Below are 24254 nucleotides of genomic sequence, written 5' to 3'. Positions count from 1 at the left end.
TATGAAAAAGTTAACTTCTACTGAGATAAGACAGAAATGATTAGATTTTTTTAAGTCAAAAGATCACTTAGTAATTGAAAGCAAGTCATTAATACCTGTTAATGATCCATCATTATTATGAATTAATTCAGGTGTAGCAACATTAAAGAACTATTTTTCAGGCAAAAAAGTACCACCTGCATTCAGACTTACCAATAGTCAAAAAGCTATAAGAACTAATGACATTGAAAATGTTGGAGTAACAAGCAGACACCATACATTTTTTGAAATGCTTGGTAATTTTTCTATTGGCAATTATTTTAAAAAAGAAGCTATTGCTTTTGCTAAAGAATTTTTAGTAAATGTTTTAGAAATGGACTTAGAAAAATTATACTTTACGTACTATGAAGAAGACCTAGAAGCTAAAAACTACTGGCTAGAAAATGGTGTTGATGAATCTCATTTAATTAGCGGGACAAAAGATACAAACTTCTGGGATCTAGGTTCTGGTCCATGTGGTCCATGTACAGAAATTTTCTATGACCGTGGTGAAAAATATGATTCTCGCGGGCTTGATTTATTAAAAAATGACATAGAAAACGATAGATATATTGAAATCTGAAACATTGTTTTTTCTCAATTTAACAATGACGGTGAAGGAAACTACATTGAGCTAAAACAAAAAAATATCGATACTGGTGCAGGATTAGAAAGACTTGCCAGCATAATGCAAGATGTTCCTACTAATTATGATTCAGATTTATTCATAAACATAATAAGAGAAATTGAAAAATATTCTCCATATAAGTATGTAATCGAAAACTACTTTGTTAAAGATGCAGAGCAAAATGAAATTAACACTAATTTCAAAATTATTGCTGACCATATCAGAACGGTAGTAAATGCTATAGCTGATGGTGCAAAAATTTCTAATGTTGGCCGTGGTTATATTATTAGAAGACTACTAAGAAGATCATATTATAAAGGTATGCAATTAGGCATCAAGGATTTATTTTTACATAAATTAGTTCATGTTGTTAAAGCTTCATTACCTTATGAATATGATGAAAAAGATGTTATTGAGCAAATTAAAGAAGAAGAGCTATTGTTTAGCAAAACAATTGAAAAAGGAAAAGTTTTACTTGAATCATTTTTAGATAGCAAAAGCAAAATTTTTGATGGTGCAGTTGCCTTTAATTTATTAGAAACATACGGCTTTCCTATTGAATTAACAGCTGAAATTTTGCATCAAAAGGGCATAAGTGTTGATATGGATGCTTTTGAATTAGCTAAAGAAAAGCATGCTTTAGCTTCTAAGGGTGGCAAGGCTAGTGGAATGGACAAGGTTATAAATTCACTAGCATTAATTGATAAAAAAATGGACAATTTTGTAGGCTATTCTGAATTAAATGCTACTACAAAAGTGCTCAAACTTTTAGATGAAGAAAATGAAGTAGAAGCCTTTGAAACAGGAGGATACGTACTTTTAGAAACTACTCCATTTTATGCAACAAGTGGTGGCCAAAGACATGACAAAGGCTTTATAATTCAAGGCGAAAATAAAATCAAAATTGTTGATGTATTTAAAGATAAATTCGGCAACCATATTCATTTTGTTGAAGGTAAAATGAACATTCACGAATCAGTTTCATGCTATGTGGATCCTACAATTAGAATTGGCCTTGAAAGAAATCACTCTGGTACACATTTATTATTCTGTGCACTAAGAAATGTTTTAGGATCTCACATTGAACAATTAGGTTCGGATAACAATGAAGAAAGATTAACATTTGACTTTCCTGCTGATGAAAAACCTAGCGATGAACAAATTAAAGCAGTTGAAGACTTAGTAAGAAGCTATATTAGCAAATCTATCGATAGAGAATACATTATAACTACAGTTGACAAAGCTAAAGAAATGGGTGCTATTATGACATTAGAAGAAGGCGAATATATGGATCCTAGAGCAATTAGAGTCGTACGCTTTGGCGATATAACTAGTGACTTGTGTGGTGGTACGCACTTAAGTAATACTTCTAAATTAGAAAATTTCAAAATAACTAATGTTGAAAAAAAACAAGCTGGAGTATTTAGAATTAGAGCTATAAGCTCAAGCAAATTAGTTAATGAATATTTGACCGATGTTAATAAAAAACTTAATGATGAATTAGCAACAATTATTAAGAAAATTAAAGAACTTAAGAGTGATTACAGCGCACCTGTAGTAAATGAAAATGAATCTGATATTGAAACCTTAAATGCTAATATCATAAAAATAATTGAAGAGTGTAGAGAAGCTTATAAACAGTTATTAAAAGATCATTCAAATGTTGAATTTGACTATGAAACAGTCAAATTCGTCAAAATCAATGATTTTGATGTTTATATTAATTTAGAAGCTGATGCTTCGGATGTTAAAGTCATAGCTGCTTCTGTAAGAGATAAGTTCCAAAGTGGCAAAACAATTGCAATAGTAGGTTCAAGAAATGAAAATGAATTATTATTAGCTATTGCAACAAGAGTAATTGACGCTAATAAGATGTTTAAAAAAATAGCTTCTGAGCTTGATGGCCGTGGTGGCGGTGCTCCTATATTAGCTATGGGAAAAATGAATTATTCAGATAATATACAAAGCTTAATTAAGGACTATTTAATTAATGCGTAAGCTAGCATTTGATTTAGGAACTAAAACATGCGGTTTTGCAATTAGTGATATTTTAGAAATAAGCGCAAATGCAATAGAAACTATATATTTTAGTGAAAATGATTTTAATGCTGTAATTAACAAAGTTAAAGAATATATCAAACAGTATCAAAATTCTATTGATGCTTTTGTTTTAGGTTATCCTTTAAGAAGCAACGGTACTAAAAGCGAAAGAACGCTAATGGTAGATGATTTTGCTAAATTATTAGCACTTAATTTTTCAAACATTTCAATTTACCTAGTTGATGAATATGGTTCCACAATAAAAGCGCAAAGAATATTAAAAGATGTAAAGTTTTCTAATAAAAAAACTAAAAGCAAAAAAGATACTTTAAGTGCTGTCATCATATTAAATGACTTTTTACAATATGGAGGGCAAAAATATGAGCTTTAAGGAAAAAATAGTTCAAAATGGCTTTCCTACTCCTTTAGGTTGAGGCTTAATTGCTTCAGCAATAATAGCTTCATTAATTGGAATAATTACTTCAATTATTGTTTTTGTAAAAGTATTTAAAATCAAAAAACAGTTTAATAAGGCGCAAGAAGAAAGAGCTGCAAAAGCCATAATGGACATAAAAGGCAGTGAATTAGGGACAAAGGATGAATTTATTAATAAAGCCTTTAGCACCAATATAGATGAATCGGATATGCTTCATATTGTTAAGTCTGTTTACCTAAACTATGCAAAAAATGTTTTATTAGACGGATTAAATTTAGAAAATTTATATCTAACACTTAAAACAATGACTTTAGCAAATGTTGAAATTACGCATAGAGCAATTAATTCTAAAATTTGAAATGAAGCTGCACTTAATTTCAGTGACAAAATAACTGAAAAACCCTGTTTTATAGCTTCAGATGATAAACAATATAATTTAATTGTTAGTGTCAATGATAATTCCAGTAATACTGAAATTTTCAATAAACTTTATCCAAAATTATCTTTTGGCGGGCTTTTAATGGTTATTCAAAACCCCAATATTAAAAGTGATTTAAAAGATTTAAAAAGAGATTTAAAAATTAGAAACATTCGTTTTGAAGCTTCTAAAAATAAAGCATTATTTTTATATGTTGTTAAATCAGAAACAGAAGCATAGTATTTTATTAAAAAATAGTGGCATAAATGAGTGTGCTATTTTTTATTTTCGTTTTAAAAGAAAGTAAGTTTTGGATGTTTTGGTAGTGCTTTCCTTCTACCGGAACTTAATTTTTGACAAAAAGCCTTAAGGACAGTACTTTTGGTATTTTGAATATGAAAAAATATTCAAAATAAGCATATTTCTTCCCAAATTAATTAAATTTTGTCTAATATAATTATTAAAAGACAATAACAATTTTATTGTTATGCAATAAAAACAATACTTATGCTTCAAATGATAATTTTAGGGGTTTAATAATGAAAAAAACATTAGTAAAATCAAAAGGTAAATTTAAGCTATTATTAGGCACAATTTCTTCAACCTTTCCACTCACTCTTGTTATATCTTGTACAATAGGGTCAAAAAAGCAAGATGATAAGGCTATTATGGACAGAACAGATCGGTCAAAAATAATAGTAATGCCATCTGAAAATCCTGAGTTAATAAAGCCCAAAAATATAGATGAAATAACTATTGATAATAATTCTGATAGCACTATAAAACAGGCTGATAAGCACTTTTTGTCATTTGCTCAATTAAAAAATATGACACCTCGTGAAATTCACCAAAAAACTAAAACTTATAATGAAGCAAAGAGTACATTTTTAAAATATTTAAAAGCAAACGCAACTGATTATGTATATGAAAATAAATATGATTTTAGTACCAGAACAAATGATAGCAATTATTTTAAACATGTAAAACCATTAGGCGAATATGGTAATGTTGGAGATTCTAAAGACGAAAGAACTAAGTTTTTCAATCCTAGAGTTCCACTATGACACAATTTAAGTCAAAAATATTTAGAAAAATTTAATACTGAAGATGTAAAAGACTTGAATCCCCAATCAATTAATATTAATGATGTTATAAAAATTAATCCCTTTGGATTTTTGCCTTCAAATTTAAGTCAGCTTTTTTACTATGCTAGCTTTGAATCACTAGAAAATTTATTCAATATTAAAAACATTAAGAATATTAAAGCAGTTTTTGATGATGTTAAAGGAACATTTGAACTCTTAATTTTTGCAGGCGATCATAAATATTATTTACGTATAAAAAACGATGGAAAAATAAATAAATCATTAAAAAAGAATTCTGATTTTTTCCAATATATCAACGACCGAAGCATTGAGTTAAATATTAACCAAAAAGTTTGAGTTGATGAATTTGTAGAAAGTACACAAAAATTAGACAAAAGGCTCAATTTTTCGCGTCACTCAGGTACTGCTTGAGTCATCGATCGTATAAAAAATACAGATCCTGATTCATATGAATTTTTACTAGCAACAAATATTCATGTATTTAGTTTGCGTAAAACATTTGATAAAAGTTTGCATACTAATGGAGTGAATGATACTTCATTTGATAGCAGATGAAATGAATTTCCTCCTGGCTTTTATGACGGTGTTCATGCAACTGATACTAGTGATAATAGAAGCACTGAACAGTATTTTAGAACTAATAGAATAGCAGAAAATAAAATAGATGATACATTTGGTATTTTTGAATTAAGCAAGCATAAATATATAAATAATAATAGCAAGTATGTTAATGCGTTTGAAGCTTATTCACAGTACTTAAGTGCTCCTTACTATGTACCAAGATATGAAACAGAAGCTTATATTAAAGGCGAGAAAATAGACCTTAATAATGTTCCTGAGAATAATGCACAATTTACCACCAAAAACTCTGGTGCAGATTTTGTAACTCTTAGATTTAAAATCAAAAAAGATAAGCTAAAAGATGTGTTGCCTAAGCTTAGTGAAATAATTGATACAGATACTGAAAAAGACTGATATATAAACTTTAAAAAAGATAAATTTAGCCCACTATCAACACAATTTTATGCGGGTTATTCAAGATTTTGAGACCCATTTGTTACTTCTTCACCTGCACAATTTAGAGGTATTAAGTCAACTGGCGGATTAATTTCTACTAAAAGAAGAATTATTGATGAGCATGTTTTCAGAGATGTTTGACTCAAATATGATTCTGAATTAAACAAAGAATATAACTCATTAAATGATCATTACAAAAAGTATGAAAAGCCTTTTCTTAAGGATAATAAAGAACACGGTATGCCTTTAACAATAGTTGACCAGTTCTCAACGTTATATACTGATATACCTTTTGGTGAGCTTAATCTTGAAGAAGGCGCTTCAGGCTCAATGGTAATTGATTCATCATTTAATGTTATAGGTATTCTTAATACATCAATTGAAGACATTCCAGGTAGTGAAATGACATACTTACCGCTTTCTAATAAAGATTTTGAAAGAGTAATACGTAAAAGAACTAACGGTGTTGTGCTTTTCCAAAGTTTAAGTTATGACTATAATACCAAGGATAATAAGCCTCCTCATATTTTCGATGGCTTAATTGACAAACTTAAAACTGATAAATTAGAAACTGTTAAGTTTAATCCTAAAGACAAATAAAAAATGCATCCTTGCTGGTGCATTTTTTTGCTACTTGATAGTTTATATATAAAACTGTTTTATAGGCTTTTAGTACATCACAATTATAAAAGACACATACCAAATTATTTGACACTAAATTATTTTTTAATAAAATAAAATTAACAAGTAAAACAAAACTATCAAGAGGCTATATGAAAAAACTTATTGCAATAACAGGTGCTAATTCAGGTATTGGACTAGCAACAGCAAAATTATTTGCTTCAAAAGGGTATCCATTACTTTTAATTGATAAAAATACTAGTGTGCTTGAAACACTTGAATTTAAAAATTGCTTAATTAAAAATATAGATGTAAGAGATTTTGAATTTTTAAATAATGCAGTTAGTGAAGCTGAATCTAAATTTGGATTAGTTGACTTAATGCTTAATAATGCTGGAATTATGCCTTTAGATAAATATTATGATCAATCGTTGCAAGATAAATATGACATTATAGACACAAATATAAAAGGCGTAATTAATGGTATGGATGCGGTGCTTCCATCAATGATTAAAGCTAACAGAGGCACAATAATTAATATTAGTAGCACAGCTGGCAGATTTACTTATGACGATCATTCAGTTTATAATGGTTCAAAATTTGCTGTTAATGCTATAACTCAGCAAGCTAGAAGAGAATTAGCACATACTAATATTAGATTTTCATTAATTGAGCCTGCCATTGTTAATACAAATTTATTAAGCACAGTTACAAATAATAAAATTAAAGATGAGTATTTAAAGTTTCAACAAAGTATTGATAATGGCTTAAAGCCAGAAACAATAGCACAGACTATTTTATATATTTATGAATTGCCGCAAGATGTGACAATAAAAGAGATTTTAATATCACACACTAATGAATCAGAAGTGTAGCATTTACACTTTTTAATTTTTTATATGTGGATAAAAGCTACATATAAAATAAGCAATTCTTAATCATTATCGTATTTCAAACATTACCTATAAGCCTTTTTTATAGTATTATAAGGCAAAAATAAAGATATAAGTAATGTCTTATTAACTTAATATTATGTACAGTCACTTAACTAAACAATATTTATCATTAAACCTAAACTTAAACTAAGTAATTAAAAACTTTTGTTTTTAATATATAATTTAAAATTAATTTTATAGATAGTTATAAGGCGGAATAATTAATGGCATTACTTGGAAATGAAAAGATTTATTTATCTGAAGAGACATATAACAAATATAAAAATGAATATACTGAATTAGTAACTGTTGAACGTCCAGCAGTGCAAGCATCATTAAAAGAAGCTAGAGCTCAAGGTGACTTGTCAGAAAATGCTGAATATGATGCAGCTCGTGATCGTCAAAGCGAAGTTGAAAGAAGAATTCTTGAACTAGAACGTATTTTAGAAAATGCTGAAATAATTGATACAAAAAGTGCTGTTCAAAATAAAGCTGGAATTGGCGCAACTGTTAGATATCTAAATATGAAAACAAATAAAGAATTAGTTGTCACAATAATGGGGCCACACGATAGTAATCCTATTGAAAATAAAATTAGTAACGAATCACCTGTTGCACAAGCAATTATGGAAGCTAATGGAATTGGTGATGTTGTTGAAGTTGAAGTTCCTCAAAAATACAACATTAAAGTTCTAGATATTAGCTATGCAAAATAATATTGACAAAAGAGTTCTTAAAGTTATTTATTCTAAAGAGGAATTAGAGAAAAGAATATTGGAATTAGCATTATGAGTTAACGAAACTTACGCAAATACTGATGGATTAATAATAGTTGGCTTACTAAAAGGCTGTGTTCCTTTTTTAGCTCAATTAATTAAAGATGTTAGTGTTGATCATAAACTAGATTTTATGATAGCTTCAAGCTATGCTGGTGGTTCTAAATCGCTTGGAAGTGTTAAGATAATCATGGACATGGCCGAAGAAATTTCAGGCAAGGATGTTTTAATTGTTGAAGATGTTATTGATTCAGGCATAACCTTAAATAAAGTTAAAGAAATTTTAGAAACAAGAAACCCTAAATCAATAAGAATTTTAACTTTATTAGATAAGCCATATCGCAGAAAAGTTGCACTAAATGCTGATATGTTTGGCTTCCATGCTCCTGATGAATTTTTGGTAGGATTTGGTTTAGACTATCAAGAAGAAATGAGAAACCTGCCTTATATTGGAATTTTTAACAAAGAGTATTTATAATGATAATTGAAAACGGCAGAATTTTAACTGCTGTTTTTTGTATTTTTTTAAATCATTAATTTTACATTGAACGCTGTTTTATGGCGATAAAAGAATAAAAAAATGCCCTAAGCATTTTATATTCTAACTTCATCTTCTTGCATTTGCTGTGTTTTTGGTAATTCATTATTTACTAGTTTTTTATATTCAACTAAATATAAAATTGTGCTAACAATTCCAATAAGAGGAATAGTAACACCTAGTATAAATAAAACTAAATATTTTTGATTATGAGCAATTATTGCAGCAAAAATAAGTATTATAAATGCAGCTATGTATGTAGGAAATACTAATAAGTAAATAATTAGAAAAGCTCATATAGGTCATGTCTTGACTGAATGTTTTAGGTAACTTTCTGGGTTAAAGGTACTTGGATCAATATTATAAATGGATCTTGGAACTTGATTTTTAACAACAACATATGCAACAATAGACGTTAATATAGTAATAACTATCATAGATAAAACTAAAGCTAAGTAAGCTATAGAAAACTTCTTTGTTTTTTCAAGATTTTTTAATTTTTCAGAATTTGTCATGTAAAAATTATATCGTATTTTATTTTCTAATTAGAATATGAAAAATACTTCTAGATAAATAAAAAAGCCTGTTTTATAGGCTTATTAGTATTAATAATATATGGCGGGAGTTAAAGGAATCGAACCCTTGCAAGCAGTTTTGGAGACTGCAGTACTACCATTATACTAAACTCCCATAAGTAAGATTTTACTTACCAAATTTAAAGTGGCAAATATCTCCATCTTGCATAATGTAGTTTTTGCCTTCGCTTCTAACTTTGCCAGCATTACGGGCACCTTGTTCACCATTATATTGTATATAATTTTCATAACTAATAATGTCAGCTTTAATGAATTTTTTCTCAAAATCACTATGAATAAGCCCTGCGCATTGTGGTGCTAGCATGCCATCTTTAAATGTTCAGGCTTTAACTTCCATTGGCCCAGCTGTAAAATAAGTTTTTAATTTTAATAAGTCAAATGATTCTTTAGTTAAGATATCTAGTCCGCTAAGACTTATATTGTATGAATTTAGTCACTCATTTGCTTCAGATTCATCAACTTGTGCTAGTTCTGATTCTAATTGCACAGATATAGGGATAATTTTTTCATCTTGAGCCAATGAGTTTTTAAGCTCATTAAATAATTTATCATTAGCATAATTACTTATTTGTTCAGTTGATAAATTAGCTACATAAATAATTGGCTTAGCAGTTAATAAATGATATGTTTTAATAAGTTTTACTTCTTCTTCAGAAAGTGATTGTAATAATGATCTTACTGGCATTTCGTTTTCTAACGTTTGCCTAATTTTTTGCGCCAAATTGTATTCTAAAAGTGCTAATTTGTCACCTGCTTTAGCTTTCTTGCTAATTCTATTGATTATATTTGTAACAGTTTCAATGTCAGCTAACATAAGTTCATAGTTAATAACATTTTTGTCATTAACTGGATTAACTTCGTTAGCTACATGCATAATGTCTTTGTTTTCGAAACATCTTACTACATGGATAATTGCATCTACTTCTCTTATATTTGAGAGAAACTTGTTACCTAGCCCTTCACCTTTAGAAGCTCCCTTAACTAGTCCAGCAATGTCAACAAAGTCAAAAGTTGCAGGAACTATTTTTGCAGGATTAACAATTTTTGCTAGTTCAACTAGTCTCTGATCTTTAAGCGCAACACTGCTTATATTTGGATCTATAGTTGTAAAGGCATAATTTGAAGCCTCAACTTGGTGTTTTGTGAGTGCACTAAACAGTGTGCTTTTTCCAACATTTGGAAGTCCAACAATTCCTGCTTTTAATCCCATAATTATTACTCCATAATTAAATATATAGCTGTTTTATAGTACTATTAGTAATCAACTATCTGTACAATAATTTTATTTATTTCTTTATTTCTTAATTTAAAATCATACATTATAAGCGAGCCAGTTTCATAAAATTTGTCACTATGATTAGGGTGAAATTCATGGATTAATTCATGCAAAATAACAGCTTCAATTAATCTAATTGGCATTGTTATCATTTTAACATCATATGTTATTTTGCCTAGTCTTTTGCCTCTTTTTATATTTGTTCCTCAAGCAGCTTTTTTTAAGCTTATCTTAAATGTAGGATTTATTAGTGTAAATCCTGCTTTGTTTATTTTTTCTACTAATTCTTCTTGCTTTTTAGCAACAAAGTTTTCTAAAATTCTTGATAGTACATAAATAAATATTTTTTTACGCTTTTCATTATCGTTTTTAACTATTTCGTTGCAATATATTTGAAGCTTTGATTGTTCTAAATCAAAATTATAACTGTAACTAGAGCGAATATGATATTTTCACTCTAAATTAACTAATTGATCAAACAATGTAATTGCATGATTATCTGCACCATAACTTAAATAGACTTGTTTATATTTTGAGCTGTTACTGATTTTGTCTTTTTTATTTTTATGTCTGTTTAATAGCTTAAAAAGTAAATTATCTAACTGAAAATTATGTCAGTTTTCTATTGTAAAATTTTCAATTGGCGAAGTTAAAACTACTTTATTTTCTCTATCATAAAGCACAAGTTTAAAGTGCCTAGATCTAGAACTGTGCTTATAAAAAACTGTAAATGTTTTCGAATCAAATAAAACAGTTTTAAGCTCTATCAAAGTATTGGTTTTCATTATTTTGCGAAATTATTTGATTAAATTTAAAATTATCATTCTCTGATTGAGCTCTATTTTTGGCAATTGCATCTATTATGGCATTTACTTTGAAAGGCTCTAAATCAGGATCATTAGTCATATATGTCTCAACTTCATCTAATAACAAATCAAGGTTACTTTTGGATGCTATTATTGTTGATGGCTCTTGTTTATCAATATCAACAGTGGTTGAATCAGGGAAAATGATTAAGGAAAAAATTGGAACATTTATCTTACACATATTAATAAAATGTCTTATGTGTCTATAGTTTTGATTAAAAGGATTCTTAACTTTTATCTCTTTTCTTTCATCTCTTAAAAGCAAATAATCATCAAAAAATCCGCCATGTAAGTAACCAATATAACGTTTTGCTTCAATTATATAAACAGCCTTAGAAGTTATTAATATCCCATCAAGCTCAAAATAATTGTTTTCAGCATACTTAAAAAGCCCGCCATCTAAAAATTTGTAATTTTTTTGCTCGGCTATATAAGACAATTTTTCTTTAATTGTTTCTTCGAAAATCTTGCCTTTTGTCTTAGTTTGAGTTGTTTTTTTGCTAGATTTTGCCCCAAAGAATATGCCAAGTATAATGGCAGCGGTAACTAAAACTAATGCTAATATAATTCCAATCATGTCTTCCTTTTAGTCCTATAAATTAAGGATTTTCTTCAAATATTGGCCAGTGTAGCTCTTTTTAATTTTAGCAACTTGTTCAGGGGTTCCAGTGGCTATGACCATACCGCCATTTTTACCGCCATCTGGTCCAAGATCAATAATATGATCGCAGTTTTTAATAACATCAAGATTATGTTCAATTACCACAACAGTATCCCCATTATCGACAATTTTATTAAGCACACTAAGCAAGTTAGCAACATCATATGAGTGCAATCCTGTTGTAGGCTCATCTAAGACATAAATAGTTTTGCCAGTAGGTGGTTTTTGTAAATATGTAGCAAGCTTAACTCTTTGTGCCTCCCCACCACTTAGTGTTGTAGAAGGCTGACCTAGTTTTATGTAATTTAAGCCTACATCACTTAAGGTTTGTAATTTATTTTTAATATTAGCACGTGCTTCAAAAAAATCTAAGGCATCTTCAACTGTCATATCTAAAACATCAGCTATATTTTTGCCTCTGTATTTTATTTCTAGCGTCTCTCTATTATATCTTTTTCCTTCACACTCATCACAAGGGACATAAACATCTGGTAAAAAGTGCATTTCAATTCTTAAATAACCATCGCCAGAGCACTTTTCGCACCGTCCGCCAGGGACATTGAAGCTAAATCTTCCTTTAGCATATCCTCTTGCTTTTGATTCTTCAACTGAAGCAAATATGTCTCTAATATCATCAAAAACTGAGGTATAAGTAGCAGGATTACTTCTTGGAGTTCTGCCAATAGGGCTTTGATTAACAGCGACAATTTTGTCAATGTTAAATGAGCCACTAAATGAAGTAAATTTACCCACTTTTTCAGTTTGTGTTTTTGATAAATATTTAGTTAGTCCTTTGACTAATATCTCATTAACTAAGCTACTTTTGCCACTTCCTGAAACACCAGTTACACCAATAAATTTACCAAGTGGGAACTTAACATTAATATTTTTTAAATTATTTTCACTAGCGCCATTAATTACTAAAACTTTACCATTTCCGCTTCTTCTAAAAGATGGTACATCTATTTTTCTTTTGCCACTCAAATAATTACCAGTTAATGACTCTTCACAATTTTTTATATCATCAAGCGAGCCCTGCACAACTACTTTACCGCCATGTACCCCTGCATAAGGCCCAATGTCAACAATATAATCTGCACTTCTGATAGTGTCTTCATCGTGCTCAACAACAATCAAAGTGTTGCCTAAATTAACCATGTTTTTTAGTGTCTGAATAAGTTTTTCATTATCTTTTTGATGAAGCCCAATAGAAGGCTCATCTAAAACATATAAAACGCCTGTTAAATTTGAACCAATTTGTGTAGCTAACTTTATTCTTTGGCTTTCGCCCCCACTCAAAGTTTCAGCATTACGATTAAGAGTTAAGTAGCCTAAACCCACATTTTTTAAAAAATGTAAACGGTTATATAACTCGTTTAAGATAAGTTGTGAAATATATGTTTCTTCACTGTTTAGTTTTAGATTTTCTAGAGCTTCTAGAACATCTTCAACACTCATCCTTGTAAAATCATCAATGTTGTAATCATTTACCTTTATGCTAAGTGCATATTTATTTAATCTTGAACCTTTACACTTTTCACATGTAAATGAACCCATGTACTTTTTAAGTCAGTCTCTAATTCTTTCGCTAGAAGTGTTAAAGTAATCGTTTTCAATTTTTTCTAAAATTCCAGGAATATGTCTGTTTCTTCTAGTTTTATTGCCGCTTGATGAAACTAAAACATACTCAATATCCTCTTTTGAGCCATATTTTATGATATCAATTTCTTCTTTAGAAAGCTGATCAATTGGTGTGTTTTTATCTATTTCATAGGTGTTTAGGAGAATATCAAACTCTTGCCATTCTAAATTTTGACTATTTACTATGTTGGCAAAAATTTTAATAGCGCCATCATTAATAGTTCTTCATTTTTCAGGAACTAAGGCATCAAAATCAGCTCTTAAATTAACTCCTAATCCTTTACATAGCTCACATGAACCAAAAGGTGCATTGAATGAAAAAAGTTTAGTATCAATTTTAGGCATATCAAAATCTTTATAAATACATGAGTGTAATTTAGAAAACTTTTTAACTTCACCTTCAGTTGTTTCAACTTTCAATAATCCTTTTGAATAATCTAAAGCAACACTAATTGCTTCAGAAATTCTATTTTGATTCTCTTCATTAAGCACGACTCTATCAACAACAATGTCAATGTAATGTTTAATATTTTTTTCTAATTTAATTTCATCATCTAGTGAATAAATTTGCCCATCAACCTGCACACGCAAAAATCCTTCTTTCTTAAGTTTTTCAAAAAGGTTTGCATGTGTACCTTTTTCGCCATCTACAATTGGCGAAAGTATGTATAAACGAGTCTGATCGGGAAATTCGTAGATGCTTTTTAAAATATCGTTATTAGTTTGCGTAGTGATAGGAATCTTATGATTAGGACAATAAGGCTTACCAATACGAGCAAAAAGGAGTCTGAAATAGTCATAAATTTCAGTCACAGTTCCAACAGTTGATCTAGGGTTATTATGAGTTGTTTTTTGCTCAATTGAAATAGAAGGGCTAAGTCCTTCAATTGAATCAACATTAGGCTTGTTGGTTCCGCCTAAAAATAAACGTGCATAGTTGCTTAAGCTATCAACATATCTACGGCGACCTTCTTCATAAATTGTGTTAAAGGCTAAACTACTTTTGCCACTGCCAGATAGGCCTGTAAAGACAATTAATTTATTTTTAGGTATTGTTAAATCAATGTTTTTTAAATTATTTTCCTTAGCACCATGAATAATAATTTGATCTCTTGCACTCATCTTAGCCCTCCTTATTTAAACTGCTATTGCCTTCACGCAATTCAATAATAATATCCCTTATTTCCATTGCTCTTTCATAGTCTAATTCTTTAGCTGCTTGTTCCATTTGTTTTCTTAATTTTTCAATTAATTCATCTTTAGATAGCTTGTCATCTTGGTTTTTAGAGCTAGAGTTTTTGAAATAAAATGAAATTGCGTCAGCCATTTTTTGATTATGAATTGGCTCTGGAATTGGTTTAATAATTGTTTTAGGAACAATGTTATGTTTTAAGTTATATTCTTCTTGAATTTGACGAATCTCGCTGTTTTGTAGTATTGTTTCTTGCATACTCTTTGAAACTGAATCGGCATAAAATATGACTCTACCATTGCTGTTTCTAGCTGCTCTACCTGTTATCTGAATTAAACTTCTTGTTGAACGGAAAAAGCTTTCATTATCAGCATCAAGCACCATAATTAAGCTTACTTCCGGTAAATCAATCCCTTCACGTAGCAAGTTAATTCCCACAACACAGTCATAAATACCTTTTCTAAGCTTTCTTAAAATTTCATTTCTTTCAAAAGTTTTATGCTCACTATGAATATAAGCAATTTTTTCATTCTTTTCCATGAAATATCTAGTTAGCTCTTCGGCTAATGACTTTGTGGTTGTTAAGATTAATGTTCTTTCACCTTTTTCTTTTTGCTTTTGCAATTCATCATAAATATTTTCGATTTGACCTTTAGCTGGCCTTACTTCGATAGAAGGATTTAGTAATCCTGTTGGACGCACAAATAATGTGGTAACTACTCCATGAGTTTTATCTAATTCATATTCATCTGGAGTAGCTGAAATATATATTTTTTGAAAATCAAAACTATTTTCAAACTCTTCGAATGTTAATGGTCTATTATCTAAGGCACTTGGCAATCTAAAACCATAGTCAACTAAAGTTTGCTTACGTGATCTATCGCCTTTAAACATGGCTCTTAATTGTGGTATCATCATGTGTGATTCATCAATAAAAACAATAGGATTTTTATCATGAAAGTAGTCTAATAAAGTATAAGGTCTTTGACCAAAAGTCCTGTTATCAAGGTACATAGAATAATTTTCAATTCCTGGACAAGTTCCAAATTCTGCTAATGAATCAAGATCTCTTTCGACTCTTTCTTTAATTCTTTGTGCTTCAAGCAGCCTATTATTTTTTTTAAAATATGCAATTCTTTCTTCTAATTCGATTTTAGCTAACTCAACAGTTTGTTTAAGTATGTCATTATTAACTGTGTATGCATCACCAGGAAAGAGCAAAAATTCATCATAGCTAGCAAAAACTTCTTTTGTTATTGGATGCATAGTTTTAATTGATTCAATTTCGTCACCAAAAAAGTCAACTCTGATCATAAATGAGTTGTCATAAACAGGCTGAATTAAAACCAAATCGCCTTTAACAGCAAATGAACCAAGCTCAGAATTAACATCATTACGAAAGTAATTTCTTTTTATAAGTGAGCGAATAAAATCATTACGTGAAATTTTTTGACCTTTATGAATTGTGATAAAGTTATTTTCATACTCATATGGATTCAAAGCACCATAAATAGCAGAAACAGAAGCTACTACAATAGTATCATTACGGCTTAAAATAGAGTTAACAGCACTCATACGCATCGAATCTATTTCAGCATTACGCTTACTAGTTTTATCAATATATGAATCACTTGAAGGAATGTATGCTTCAGGACGGTAATAGTCAAAATATGAAACAAAGTATTCAACTTTGTTTTCAGGAAAAAAGCCTCTTAGTTCAGTATAAAGCTGACTTGCTAGTGTTTTGTTGTGCGATAGCACTAAAACAGGGCGGTTAAATTGATTAATGACATTAGCAATTGTAAATGTTTTACCACTTCCTGTTACACCTTGCAATACTTGCTCTTTGGCATTATTTTTAATGCCTTCAACTAATTCATTAATCGCTTTAGGTTGATCTCCTGCTGGAGCATAAGATGAGTGCAATTTGAAACTGTACATATTAAATAATTATAATGTTATTATGCTTACAACTGCAGAAAATATGAGCTATGTAATTTCTGACTTTACAATACTGCCAGTTTTTAAATTGACGACAGCATAATGTTTAATGTCATACTTTTCAATATACTTTTTAATTATAGAGAATCTAGGCCTCTTGCCATCGTTTTGGAACTTCTCAAAAGTGCTATTTAAATTTACCTTTATCATTTTCAAATCATCTGTAGGAATCTTATATAAATAGAAGAGATCTTGAGCCTGATCTAATCTAGCAAATTCCAAAATATCAAATTCACTTTTTGGTCCAAAACTTGTTACATCAAAATCTCAGTTTGAAGTGGCCTTAATTTGAACTTTTTTAAAATCGTCTGTAAATGCATCTTCAGAGCCATTTCCCAAACTTAAATAATAGTCATTAACATAACAAACTATTAATTCGCTAAATGATTCAGGAAAATTAACGCCTCTTGTGTATATATTTTTAATATGGTTGTTTAAAAATTTTCAAACAGGATAAAGATTAATTATCTTGTCATATCTATCCTTAGAAACTTTACTAATATTCATTATATAATTATAATGTATTAATAAACTAAGTTCATTTGTTGCAAATTATTTTAAATTAACTATTAAAATTAACATTGTTTTCCATATTAATTAATTAAATTGTTGCAATTTACGGTAGTAAATAATAAAGGAGAGAAATGTATAAAGTGGGTAGCTTGTTTGCTGGAGTTGGCGGAATTGATTTAGGCTTCGAACAAACAGGAAAATTTAAGACAATATGAGCAAATGAATTTGACAAAAATGCAATATTGACATATAAGTCTAACTTTTCTACATTTGTATCAAATGAAGACATTAGAAAAGTAGATGTTAGAGATATCCCAGAAGTTGATATTATTTTATCCGGTTTTCCATGCACATCATTTAGCGTTGCTGGCTATCGTAAAGGGTTCGAAGATGAAAAATCTGGTGACTTGTTTTTTGAAACACTGAGAATAATTGTTTCAAAACAACCAAAAGCATTTCTTTTGGAAAATGTCAAAAATTTAGTTAGCCATGATAATGGCAAGACTTTTAAAATTATTAAAGAGTCGTTAGAAACAAATGGATATCACATAAAGTTTGCTGTTTTAAATGCTAAAGATTATGGGGATATCCCACAAAATAGAGAGCGTATTTACATTGTCGGATTTAAAGACAAACACTCATATGATATTTTCTCTTTTCCACTACCTGTTAAGTTAAAGACATCATTAAATGATTGTTTAGAAGTTAATGTTGATGATGATTGTTTCTACTATTCTGCAGACAAGAATGTTTTTTATAATAAGCTTGCTTTAGAGATTAAAAATGTTGATTCTATATATCAGTGAAGAAGAAAATATGTAAGAGAAAACAAAAATGGTGTTTGCCCCACTTTAACAGCCAATATGGGGACAGGAGGTCATAATGTGCCTTTAATTTTAACTAAAAAAGGCATAAGAAAATTAACTCCTCGTGAATGTTTCAATTTCCAAGGGTTTCCATCTACATTCAAGTTACCCAATATTGTTAAATCGCACTTATATAAGCAAGCAGGTAATACAGTTGTTGTGCCTGTGATAAAAAGAATTGCAGAAAAAATATTTATTGCTCTCGATAAATAAATGCTGGTTAAGTAATATAGCAATATAACAGTCACAATTAAACAAAAATGCTTAACACACTGGTATTTTTATTAAAGCAGAACATAGTTGACAATTATATGTATCGGTATTGTATGAAATTTTCTAACATTTACTTCATTTCTAATTAACTTAAGTAAAAATTAAAACTCTGCATCGCTTGCAGAGCTTTTATTTTTTATTATTTATTTCTTAAACTCACATTGTCATCTTGATTAAACAATCAGGCAACTAACTTTTGTTTTTCATCTTTAGTGATTCAATTTTTTCTCTTGTTGATTAGATTATAGGCATAAAAGGCGAAATATGCTTGGAAATTAAGTAATCATAAATAAGGTTTTTTGCTTCTTCAAGGATTTGGGTCATCTTCCAGTGCTCTAAAAGCTACAAATGATAAGCTAAGCAATTGTAAAACTGGCCCAAGGAATATAAATCAAATAAAAGCTATCACTGAAAGAGAAATAATTAGTCCAAGTGTAACATTAGTTCATTTACGATAAACTAAAAGTGCAATAATAACTGACACAGTGTATAAGAATACTAATAAGCCTATAAAATAGGCAGAATAGAGAAATTTTTTGTTTCTAGAATATGAAGCAAATTTATTTAATTTGTCAATATTTATGCCGTCCATAAAACTCTCCTTTTAACCGATTGTGACTGATTCTGAAATGTAATTGTATTTATAAGCATAATTTTTCTTGCTGGTTCATATTAAAACACTACTGCTTACTCCAAATTGACCAATGAACATCAAAATGCTTAGTACAATTTTAGAACCAACATTTAGCGAGCTAGTAATTCCCGTTGTTAAACCAGAAGTTCCAAAAGCTGAAAATACTTCAAAAAATACATGTGTTGCACTATATTTTGCTCTTGGAATTAAGCCACTGAAGTTATCAAAACTAGACATTACAACTAGTGAAACAAAGCCAACTAAAACAACACTGATAGTTGAAACTATTGTGCTCATTTTAACAGTATCACTATCTACTTGGCGTTTAAACGCTCTAACATTTGGTCTTCCAAAAACCTTACTTATAACTAGTAAAAATAAAATTGCAAATGTAGTGGTTCGAATACCACCACCAGTAGAAGCTGGAGCTGCTCCAATGAACATTAAGGTGCCTAAAACTCATAATGTTGGCTCAGATAATAAGTGTAAATTTAGGGTTGAAAATCCTGCACTACGAGTTGATATAACCATAAATAATAATGATCAGGTTTTGTAGGCATTATTCCCATAGTACTGTAAATTAGACTTAAAAATCGAATCGGTTGACGATAATTCAAATGATATGACAAAAATAAAACCAAATAAAGTGACAATTAAATAAGTAACAACTGAGATCTTAGTAAACAAACTTCAATTGTAATATGCATTTTTATTAATACTTTTAATTCTTATGTAATTAAGTACATCATGAATAACCGGATAGCCTATACCACCAATTAAAAATAGTGTCATAATAATAACTTGTAAGCCAATATTTTTGTAATATGGCATTAGTGAGTTGTCACCAATTATGTCAAAGCCGGCATTGTTAATCGCACTTATTGCATGGAAAATGCCAAATCTAAAACTATGGCCTCAGTTATGATATGGATTATCAAAATTAGCGCTGTTATTGCCTACCACTTCCCTTAAGTGCGCTAATTCAGTTTTTGGACTTACATAATAAAAATAAAACGATAAGCCAATGCTAGCTAAAAGCAATGTAACCATCAAAAAGATCATTGAATCAATAATCATTCTTTTGTTTTTGAAAAAGTCAGAATGCCCTCTTTCGTATGAAACTAATTCAACATCACTGAGGCTCACATGACCTTTCATAAAAATAACATTAATTAAAAATATTTTCAGTGCAAAAAGCCCAAAACCACCTAAAAGAGCAGCAATAGCAATTAAACTTTGCCCAAACATATTTCAAGCTTTATAAGTAGAATGGCTAACTAATCCGGTGTTGCTAAAAGCACTACAAGTTGTGAAAAAAGCATCCCAAAAAGTTATTTTGTTTTCAGCAACATAATCAAGGTTATGAGTTATTTTACTATGTAAAAAAAGAGTGATTATTAAAACTACTAAGGCGTACATTAATAAAATAAATTTAACTTTTGTACCATTTTTAGTTCATAATCTAATCTTTTTAAAAAAGCTTCTGATTTTGCTATTCCTTCACCAGTAGGCAAATTTTTTTGATCTCATCTTATTTAACCGCCAAATAGTATGAAAGTATAATAATATTAAATTATACATTTTAATTATATGTATTAACTAATCATTTTTTATGCTATTTTAACTAAGTAATTATCAAGTTTAATATATTTATGAAAAGGTATAATATTATCATTATTAAATTTATTTAATTTAGGTGGTAGTTTATGGCTAAAAAAAGAAATCAAGACATTTGTATTATCGGTACTGGACGTTTTGGTAGTGCTGTTATTGGGCAACTAGCAAAAATGAATTGCTCACTTTTGCTAGTTGATAGCGATGAGCAAGTTTTAAATGAATATAAAGATGTAGCGCAAAAAATAGTTGTAGCTGATGCTACAAACATTAAAGCCCTAAAAGCCTTAAATATAACTGAAATGGATACAGTTGTCGTGGCTGTTTCTGACAATATTGAAATAGTAGCTGCATTATTAGAGCTTGATGTTAAAAACTTAATTGTTAGAGCTAAGTCTAAAACTCATGCTAGAGTTTTAAAACAAATAGGTGCCAATGTCATTATTCAACCTGAATATGAAGCAGGAGTAAGAACTGCTTTAATAGCTGCTAACCCTAATTTCATGCGTTTTAGCCAAAACTTACAAGAAATAGGCGATAACTTTGTAATGGGAACAACATCACTAAATTCTCAACTTTACGAAGGAAAGCCAATTAAAGAAATTAAATTCAGAGACCTTGGAGTAAGTGTTGTTTTAATAAAAAGAGGTGCAAGAAGCATTTTACCAAGCGGGCTTACAACACTCGAAAGAGGTGATTTACTAACTTTAATTGGTAAAGTAGAAGATGTTACCGTCATGCTTGCCGAGCTAAATAAATAATTTATACGCCTGTTTTATAGATTAATTAGTATTTTTTCATAATTTCATAAGCAAACAAAACAGATTGACAATGAGCCACTCTGTTTTGTTTTTTTACACTGTTTTAGGATTTTTGCAATAAATCACAAAAACTACATTAGTCATTTTTATTATTTTAATAAAAGCGCAAAAGTGTATAATAGTGGTGGATAGTGGAGGAATGTGGAATATGTTTGGTGAATTTACACGGGCTATTGATGAAAAAAATAGAATTGCAATTCCGTCTAAATTAAGAGATAGTTTAGGTAGCAAGTTCTATATCACAATTGGCCTTGACGATGTTATTGAACTAAGAAGCGAAGAAACTTTTATGACTTTTAGCAATAAATTAATTGCTCAAAGCCAGTTTAGTTCAGAAGCACGTTTAATTAGAAGAGCATGACTTGGAAAAAGTCAAGAAATTGAACTTGATTCACAAGGACGCTTTACAATTCCAAAACAATTTTTAGCCCATGCAGCTATCCAAAAAGAAGTTCTACTTATCGGCGTTGGTGATTTAGTCGAATTATGAAGTGTAGAACAGTATGCAAAGTATGAAAATGAATTAGATAAAAACTCAGTTGCCAATGCAGCAGCTAAGTTAGCAGAAAAAAACTAAGATGGAAAATAAGCATATACCGATTTTGTTAAATGAAGCAATTGAATCTTTAAATATCAAAAGTAATGGAATTTATTTAGACCTTACTGTTGGTATGGGCGGTCATTCTTCAGAGATACTAAAAAGACTAAAAAATGGTTTACTAGTTGGTTTTGACAAGGATCTTTTTGCGATAGAAGAGAGTCGAAAAAGATTAAGCAAAATTGGCTCTAATTTTCAATTAATTCATTCTGATTTTAACAATGTAGCAGATGAATTAGCAAAATTGAATATTAGTGCTGTTGATGGTATATTAGTTGATTTAGGAATTTCTAGTCCACAGGTTGATAATGCTGAAAGAGGTTTTAGTTATAGCAAGGATGCTAGATTAGACATGCGAATGAATACTAATCAAGCTCTTGATGCTCATTTTGTAGTCAATAATTATAGTGAAGACGAGTTAATTACTATTTTTTATAACTACGCAGAGGTAAAGCTTGCTAAGCAAGTTGCGAATGCCATTATAAAGAAGAGGCCAATTAACACAACACTAGAGTTAGCTGAAGTAATAAAATCAGCATATCCTGCTAAATTACTAAGTCTAAAAAATCCGTGCAAGGCTGTTTTTCAGGCTATTAGGATTGAAGTGAACAATGAGTTTAGTTCAATTAATTCCATGCTTGTGCAAGCGCTAAATTTGTTAAAAAAAGACTCAAGTTTAGCAATAATTACATTTCATTCATTAGAAGACTCAATCATTAAAAAGTTTTTTGGGAACTTAATTAAAAGTAAGCATCCTTCAAAAATGCCTATTAATGAAGAAAAAAAATACATTGTTAAGGTTTATAGTCCTTCAAAAGCTGAAATTAGCGAAAATAATAGATCAAGGAGTGCAAAATTAAGAGTATTAACTAAATTAATTTAGGCTTTATTTAAAAAAACTAAAAAGGAGGGAGTATGAAAGTTTCTAAAAAACACAACTATTTTGGTGCATTTTATCTTAGTGAAAAAGAAATTGAAGTAGTTGTGCTTTCGTTTCTAGGAACTCGCTACATCCCAGTTTATCAAAAGTCATATAGCTATGATTTTAATGATATTAGTAAATTAAAGTCAAAAATTAGTGAAATTAAATCTGATTTAAACTCTAAGTTATCAATTTTAAGTAAAAGAAGCAAATATTCAATTGAATATTCATTGATTTTATCTGATAAATATGTAGGCTATAAAGAAAAAAGCTTACAGATTAAAAACGATTATATTACTATTAATCTTGCTGAAGGCAAAGTGACAGATAGTACTATAAATCAGTATCATGAGGAAATTAATAAAAAAAATTTAACATCTGATGATTTTATTATAAGCAACAAAACATTCTTATATAAAGTTTATTCAGAGAATAATTATTCAAAAGAATATGTACAAATGCCATATGAAAAAGAAGGCAAGAAATTAGTAACTAATCAATTATTAATTACTCTTAGCCCTAATTCATTTGCAGTTAGTTTGCTTAAGTGCTTAAAAAATGCCGGTTTTGATATTAAAAAAGTATTTTTGGAATCAGAATGCTTAAATATTGGCAAACTGGATAACAAGTTTAAATTTATAGTTAACTTTAGTTGAAATTTTGTAAGCTTTCTTGGTGTTGTTAATAATAGTCCATTTTTTTACAAAAAATATGTCTTAGACATTACAAGAATGAATGACATATTTACAAAAGAAGCTAATGTTAGTTTACATAATTTTGATTTGTTAATTAATTCCGTAGTTAAAAATTACGATTTGTACACTTCCTTAAACGAAAATAATCTAGAAGAAAGAATTTTAGTTGTATTAAAAAACATTGTTACTGAAGTTTCAAAGGAAATTAAAGCATTATTAGATGATAATATTGCTTATCCTGATATAGAAATTCAAGTAAATGGCAAAAATGCAGACTTTGTGTCACACATTTTGAAAAAGGAAATAAGCGGCTATTCAGTAATTAAAGCAGAAAATACTGACATGCTCATATTTGGAACTAAAAAATACTTTGTTGGTGCAGCTCACTTGGCTAGTGATAATTTACCAAAAATAAGTAATACTTTAGAACTATTAAATACTATTCCTTTATACAAAGCAAAGACACCTGGAATAAGCAAAATTTTAAAATCATTTCAAAAATCAGTTAATGCATAATTTTATAAATAACTCTATAAAAAAGGAGAATCGGTC

General features: G+C 29.3%; 21 protein-coding genes and 1 tRNA gene. 12 read left to right on the top strand and 10 right to left on the bottom strand.

Features of this window, described 5'->3' with window-relative positions; translation table 4 throughout:
• The first annotated feature begins 1 nt into the window (after position 1).
• From alaS to hpt, 7 genes are all read left to right on the top strand, one after another.
• The gene (gene alaS, locus MAGA_RS02180) at positions 2-2644 is read left to right on the top strand and encodes an alanine--tRNA ligase (RefSeq protein ID WP_013022056.1); all 2643 of its coding nucleotides are present in this window, start codon (positions 2-4) and stop codon (positions 2642-2644) included.
• Positions 2637-3077 (top strand): Holliday junction resolvase RuvX, encoded by a 441-nt coding sequence (gene ruvX / locus MAGA_RS02175; RefSeq protein ID WP_013022055.1) that lies wholly within the window; start codon positions 2637-2639, stop codon positions 3075-3077. Before alaS ends, ruvX begins: the two co-directional genes overlap by 8 nt.
• Entirely contained in the window at positions 3052-3780 is a 729-nt protein-coding gene (locus tag MAGA_RS02170; RefSeq protein ID WP_235619433.1) for a BC85_0335 family putative methyltransferase, read from the top strand. Before ruvX ends, MAGA_RS02170 begins: the two co-directional genes overlap by 26 nt.
• Positions 3781-4079: 299 nt before the next feature.
• Entirely contained in the window at positions 4080-6263 is a 2184-nt protein-coding gene (locus MAGA_RS02165; RefSeq protein ID WP_013022053.1) for an MAG2960 family serine endopeptidase lipoprotein, read from the top strand.
• A 173-nt stretch (positions 6264-6436) separates the two neighbouring features.
• Positions 6437-7159 carry an SDR family oxidoreductase gene (locus MAGA_RS02160; RefSeq protein WP_013022052.1) on the top strand — a complete coding sequence of 241 codons (723 nt, stop codon included), beginning with the start codon at positions 6437-6439 and terminating at the stop codon, positions 7157-7159.
• A gap of 284 nt (positions 7160-7443) precedes the next feature.
• On the top strand, positions 7444-7935 hold the full coding sequence (gene greA / locus MAGA_RS02155) for a transcription elongation factor GreA (RefSeq protein ID WP_004023819.1): 492 nt from the start codon (positions 7444-7446) through the stop codon (positions 7933-7935).
• A complete protein-coding gene (hpt, locus tag MAGA_RS02150; protein ID WP_013022051.1) occupies positions 7925-8473 on the top strand; it encodes a hypoxanthine phosphoribosyltransferase in 549 nt (182 codons plus the stop codon). The genes greA and hpt overlap by 11 nt, the downstream gene beginning before the upstream one ends.
• A 116-nt stretch (positions 8474-8589) precedes the next feature.
• On the opposite strand, the gene MAGA_RS02145 is transcribed toward hpt, so the two are convergent.
• The 8 genes from MAGA_RS02145 to MAGA_RS02110 all read right to left on the bottom strand — a co-directional run bounded on the left by MAGA_RS02145 (position 8590) and on the right by MAGA_RS02110 (position 17273).
• The gene (locus tag MAGA_RS02145; RefSeq protein WP_013022050.1) at positions 8590-9048 is read right to left on the bottom strand and encodes a hypothetical protein; all 459 of its coding nucleotides are present in this window, start codon (positions 9046-9048) and stop codon (positions 8590-8592) included.
• 101 nt (positions 9049-9149) lie between these two features.
• A tRNA-Trp gene (locus MAGA_RS02140) sits at positions 9150-9223 on the bottom strand.
• A gap of 12 nt (positions 9224-9235) precedes the next feature.
• Entirely contained in the window at positions 9236-10339 is a 1104-nt protein-coding gene (ychF, locus tag MAGA_RS02135; protein ID WP_013022049.1) for a redox-regulated ATPase YchF, read from the bottom strand.
• Positions 10340-10383: 44 nt separating this feature from the next.
• Positions 10384-11190 (bottom strand): YgjP-like metallopeptidase domain-containing protein, encoded by an 807-nt coding sequence (locus tag MAGA_RS02130; protein WP_013022048.1) that lies wholly within the window; start codon positions 11188-11190, stop codon positions 10384-10386.
• The gene (locus MAGA_RS02125; RefSeq protein WP_013022047.1) at positions 11162-11848 is read right to left on the bottom strand and encodes a nuclease-related domain-containing protein; all 687 of its coding nucleotides are present in this window, start codon (positions 11846-11848) and stop codon (positions 11162-11164) included. Before MAGA_RS02125 ends, MAGA_RS02130 begins: the two co-directional genes overlap by 29 nt.
• Before the next feature lie 15 nt (positions 11849-11863).
• Entirely contained in the window at positions 11864-14695 is a 2832-nt protein-coding gene (gene uvrA / locus MAGA_RS02120; RefSeq protein ID WP_013022046.1) for an excinuclease ABC subunit UvrA, read from the bottom strand.
• A 1-nt stretch (position 14696) separates the two neighbouring features.
• Positions 14697-16706 carry an excinuclease ABC subunit UvrB gene (gene uvrB, locus MAGA_RS02115; RefSeq protein ID WP_013022045.1) on the bottom strand — a complete coding sequence of 670 codons (2010 nt, stop codon included), beginning with the start codon at positions 16704-16706 and terminating at the stop codon, positions 14697-14699.
• A gap of 48 nt (positions 16707-16754) precedes the next feature.
• The gene (locus MAGA_RS02110; protein WP_013022044.1) at positions 16755-17273 is read right to left on the bottom strand and encodes a Bsp6I family type II restriction endonuclease; all 519 of its coding nucleotides are present in this window, start codon (positions 17271-17273) and stop codon (positions 16755-16757) included.
• A gap of 137 nt (positions 17274-17410) precedes the next feature.
• Here MAGA_RS02110 and MAGA_RS02105 point away from each other — a divergent pair, with 137 nt between their 5' ends.
• The gene (locus MAGA_RS02105; RefSeq protein WP_013022043.1) at positions 17411-18358 is read left to right on the top strand and encodes a DNA cytosine methyltransferase; all 948 of its coding nucleotides are present in this window, start codon (positions 17411-17413) and stop codon (positions 18356-18358) included.
• A gap of 199 nt (positions 18359-18557) precedes the next feature.
• Here MAGA_RS02105 and MAGA_RS02100 read toward each other — a convergent pair whose 3' ends face one another.
• Both MAGA_RS02100 and MAGA_RS02095 read right to left on the bottom strand, forming a co-directional pair.
• Positions 18558-19010 (bottom strand): MAG0130/MAG3770 family membrane protein, encoded by a 453-nt coding sequence (locus MAGA_RS02100; protein ID WP_013022042.1) that lies wholly within the window; start codon positions 19008-19010, stop codon positions 18558-18560.
• Between the two features lie 12 nt (positions 19011-19022).
• Positions 19023-20582, bottom strand: a complete 1560-nt coding sequence (locus MAGA_RS02095) for a TrkH family potassium uptake protein (protein ID WP_042509402.1) — start codon at positions 20580-20582, stop codon at positions 19023-19025.
• 176 nt (positions 20583-20758) lie between these two features.
• On the opposite strand from MAGA_RS02095, the gene MAGA_RS02090 reads away from it, so the two are divergent.
• The 4 genes from MAGA_RS02090 (at position 20759) to MAGA_RS02075 (ending at position 24218) form a co-directional block, all read left to right on the top strand.
• Entirely contained in the window at positions 20759-21427 is a 669-nt protein-coding gene (locus MAGA_RS02090) for a potassium channel family protein (RefSeq protein ID WP_013022040.1), read from the top strand.
• A 208-nt stretch (positions 21428-21635) separates the two neighbouring features.
• A complete protein-coding gene (mraZ, locus tag MAGA_RS02085) occupies positions 21636-22064 on the top strand; it encodes a division/cell wall cluster transcriptional repressor MraZ (protein WP_041308742.1) in 429 nt (142 codons plus the stop codon).
• A 1-nt stretch (position 22065) separates the two neighbouring features.
• Entirely contained in the window at positions 22066-22968 is a 903-nt protein-coding gene (rsmH, locus tag MAGA_RS02080; protein ID WP_013022039.1) for a 16S rRNA (cytosine(1402)-N(4))-methyltransferase RsmH, read from the top strand.
• 32 nt (positions 22969-23000) lie between these two features.
• Positions 23001-24218, top strand: coding sequence for an MAG3720 family protein (locus MAGA_RS02075; RefSeq protein WP_013022038.1), 1218 nt, complete (start codon positions 23001-23003; stop codon positions 24216-24218).
• Positions 24219-24254 lie beyond the last annotated feature (36 nt).

Origin of the sequence: Mycoplasmopsis agalactiae, from assembly GCF_000089865.1 — a bacterium.
GTDB lineage: Bacteria > Bacillota_I > Bacilli_A > Mycoplasmatales > Metamycoplasmataceae > Mycoplasmopsis > Mycoplasmopsis agalactiae_B.
This window is presented reverse-complemented; position numbering and strand designations above follow the sequence as displayed.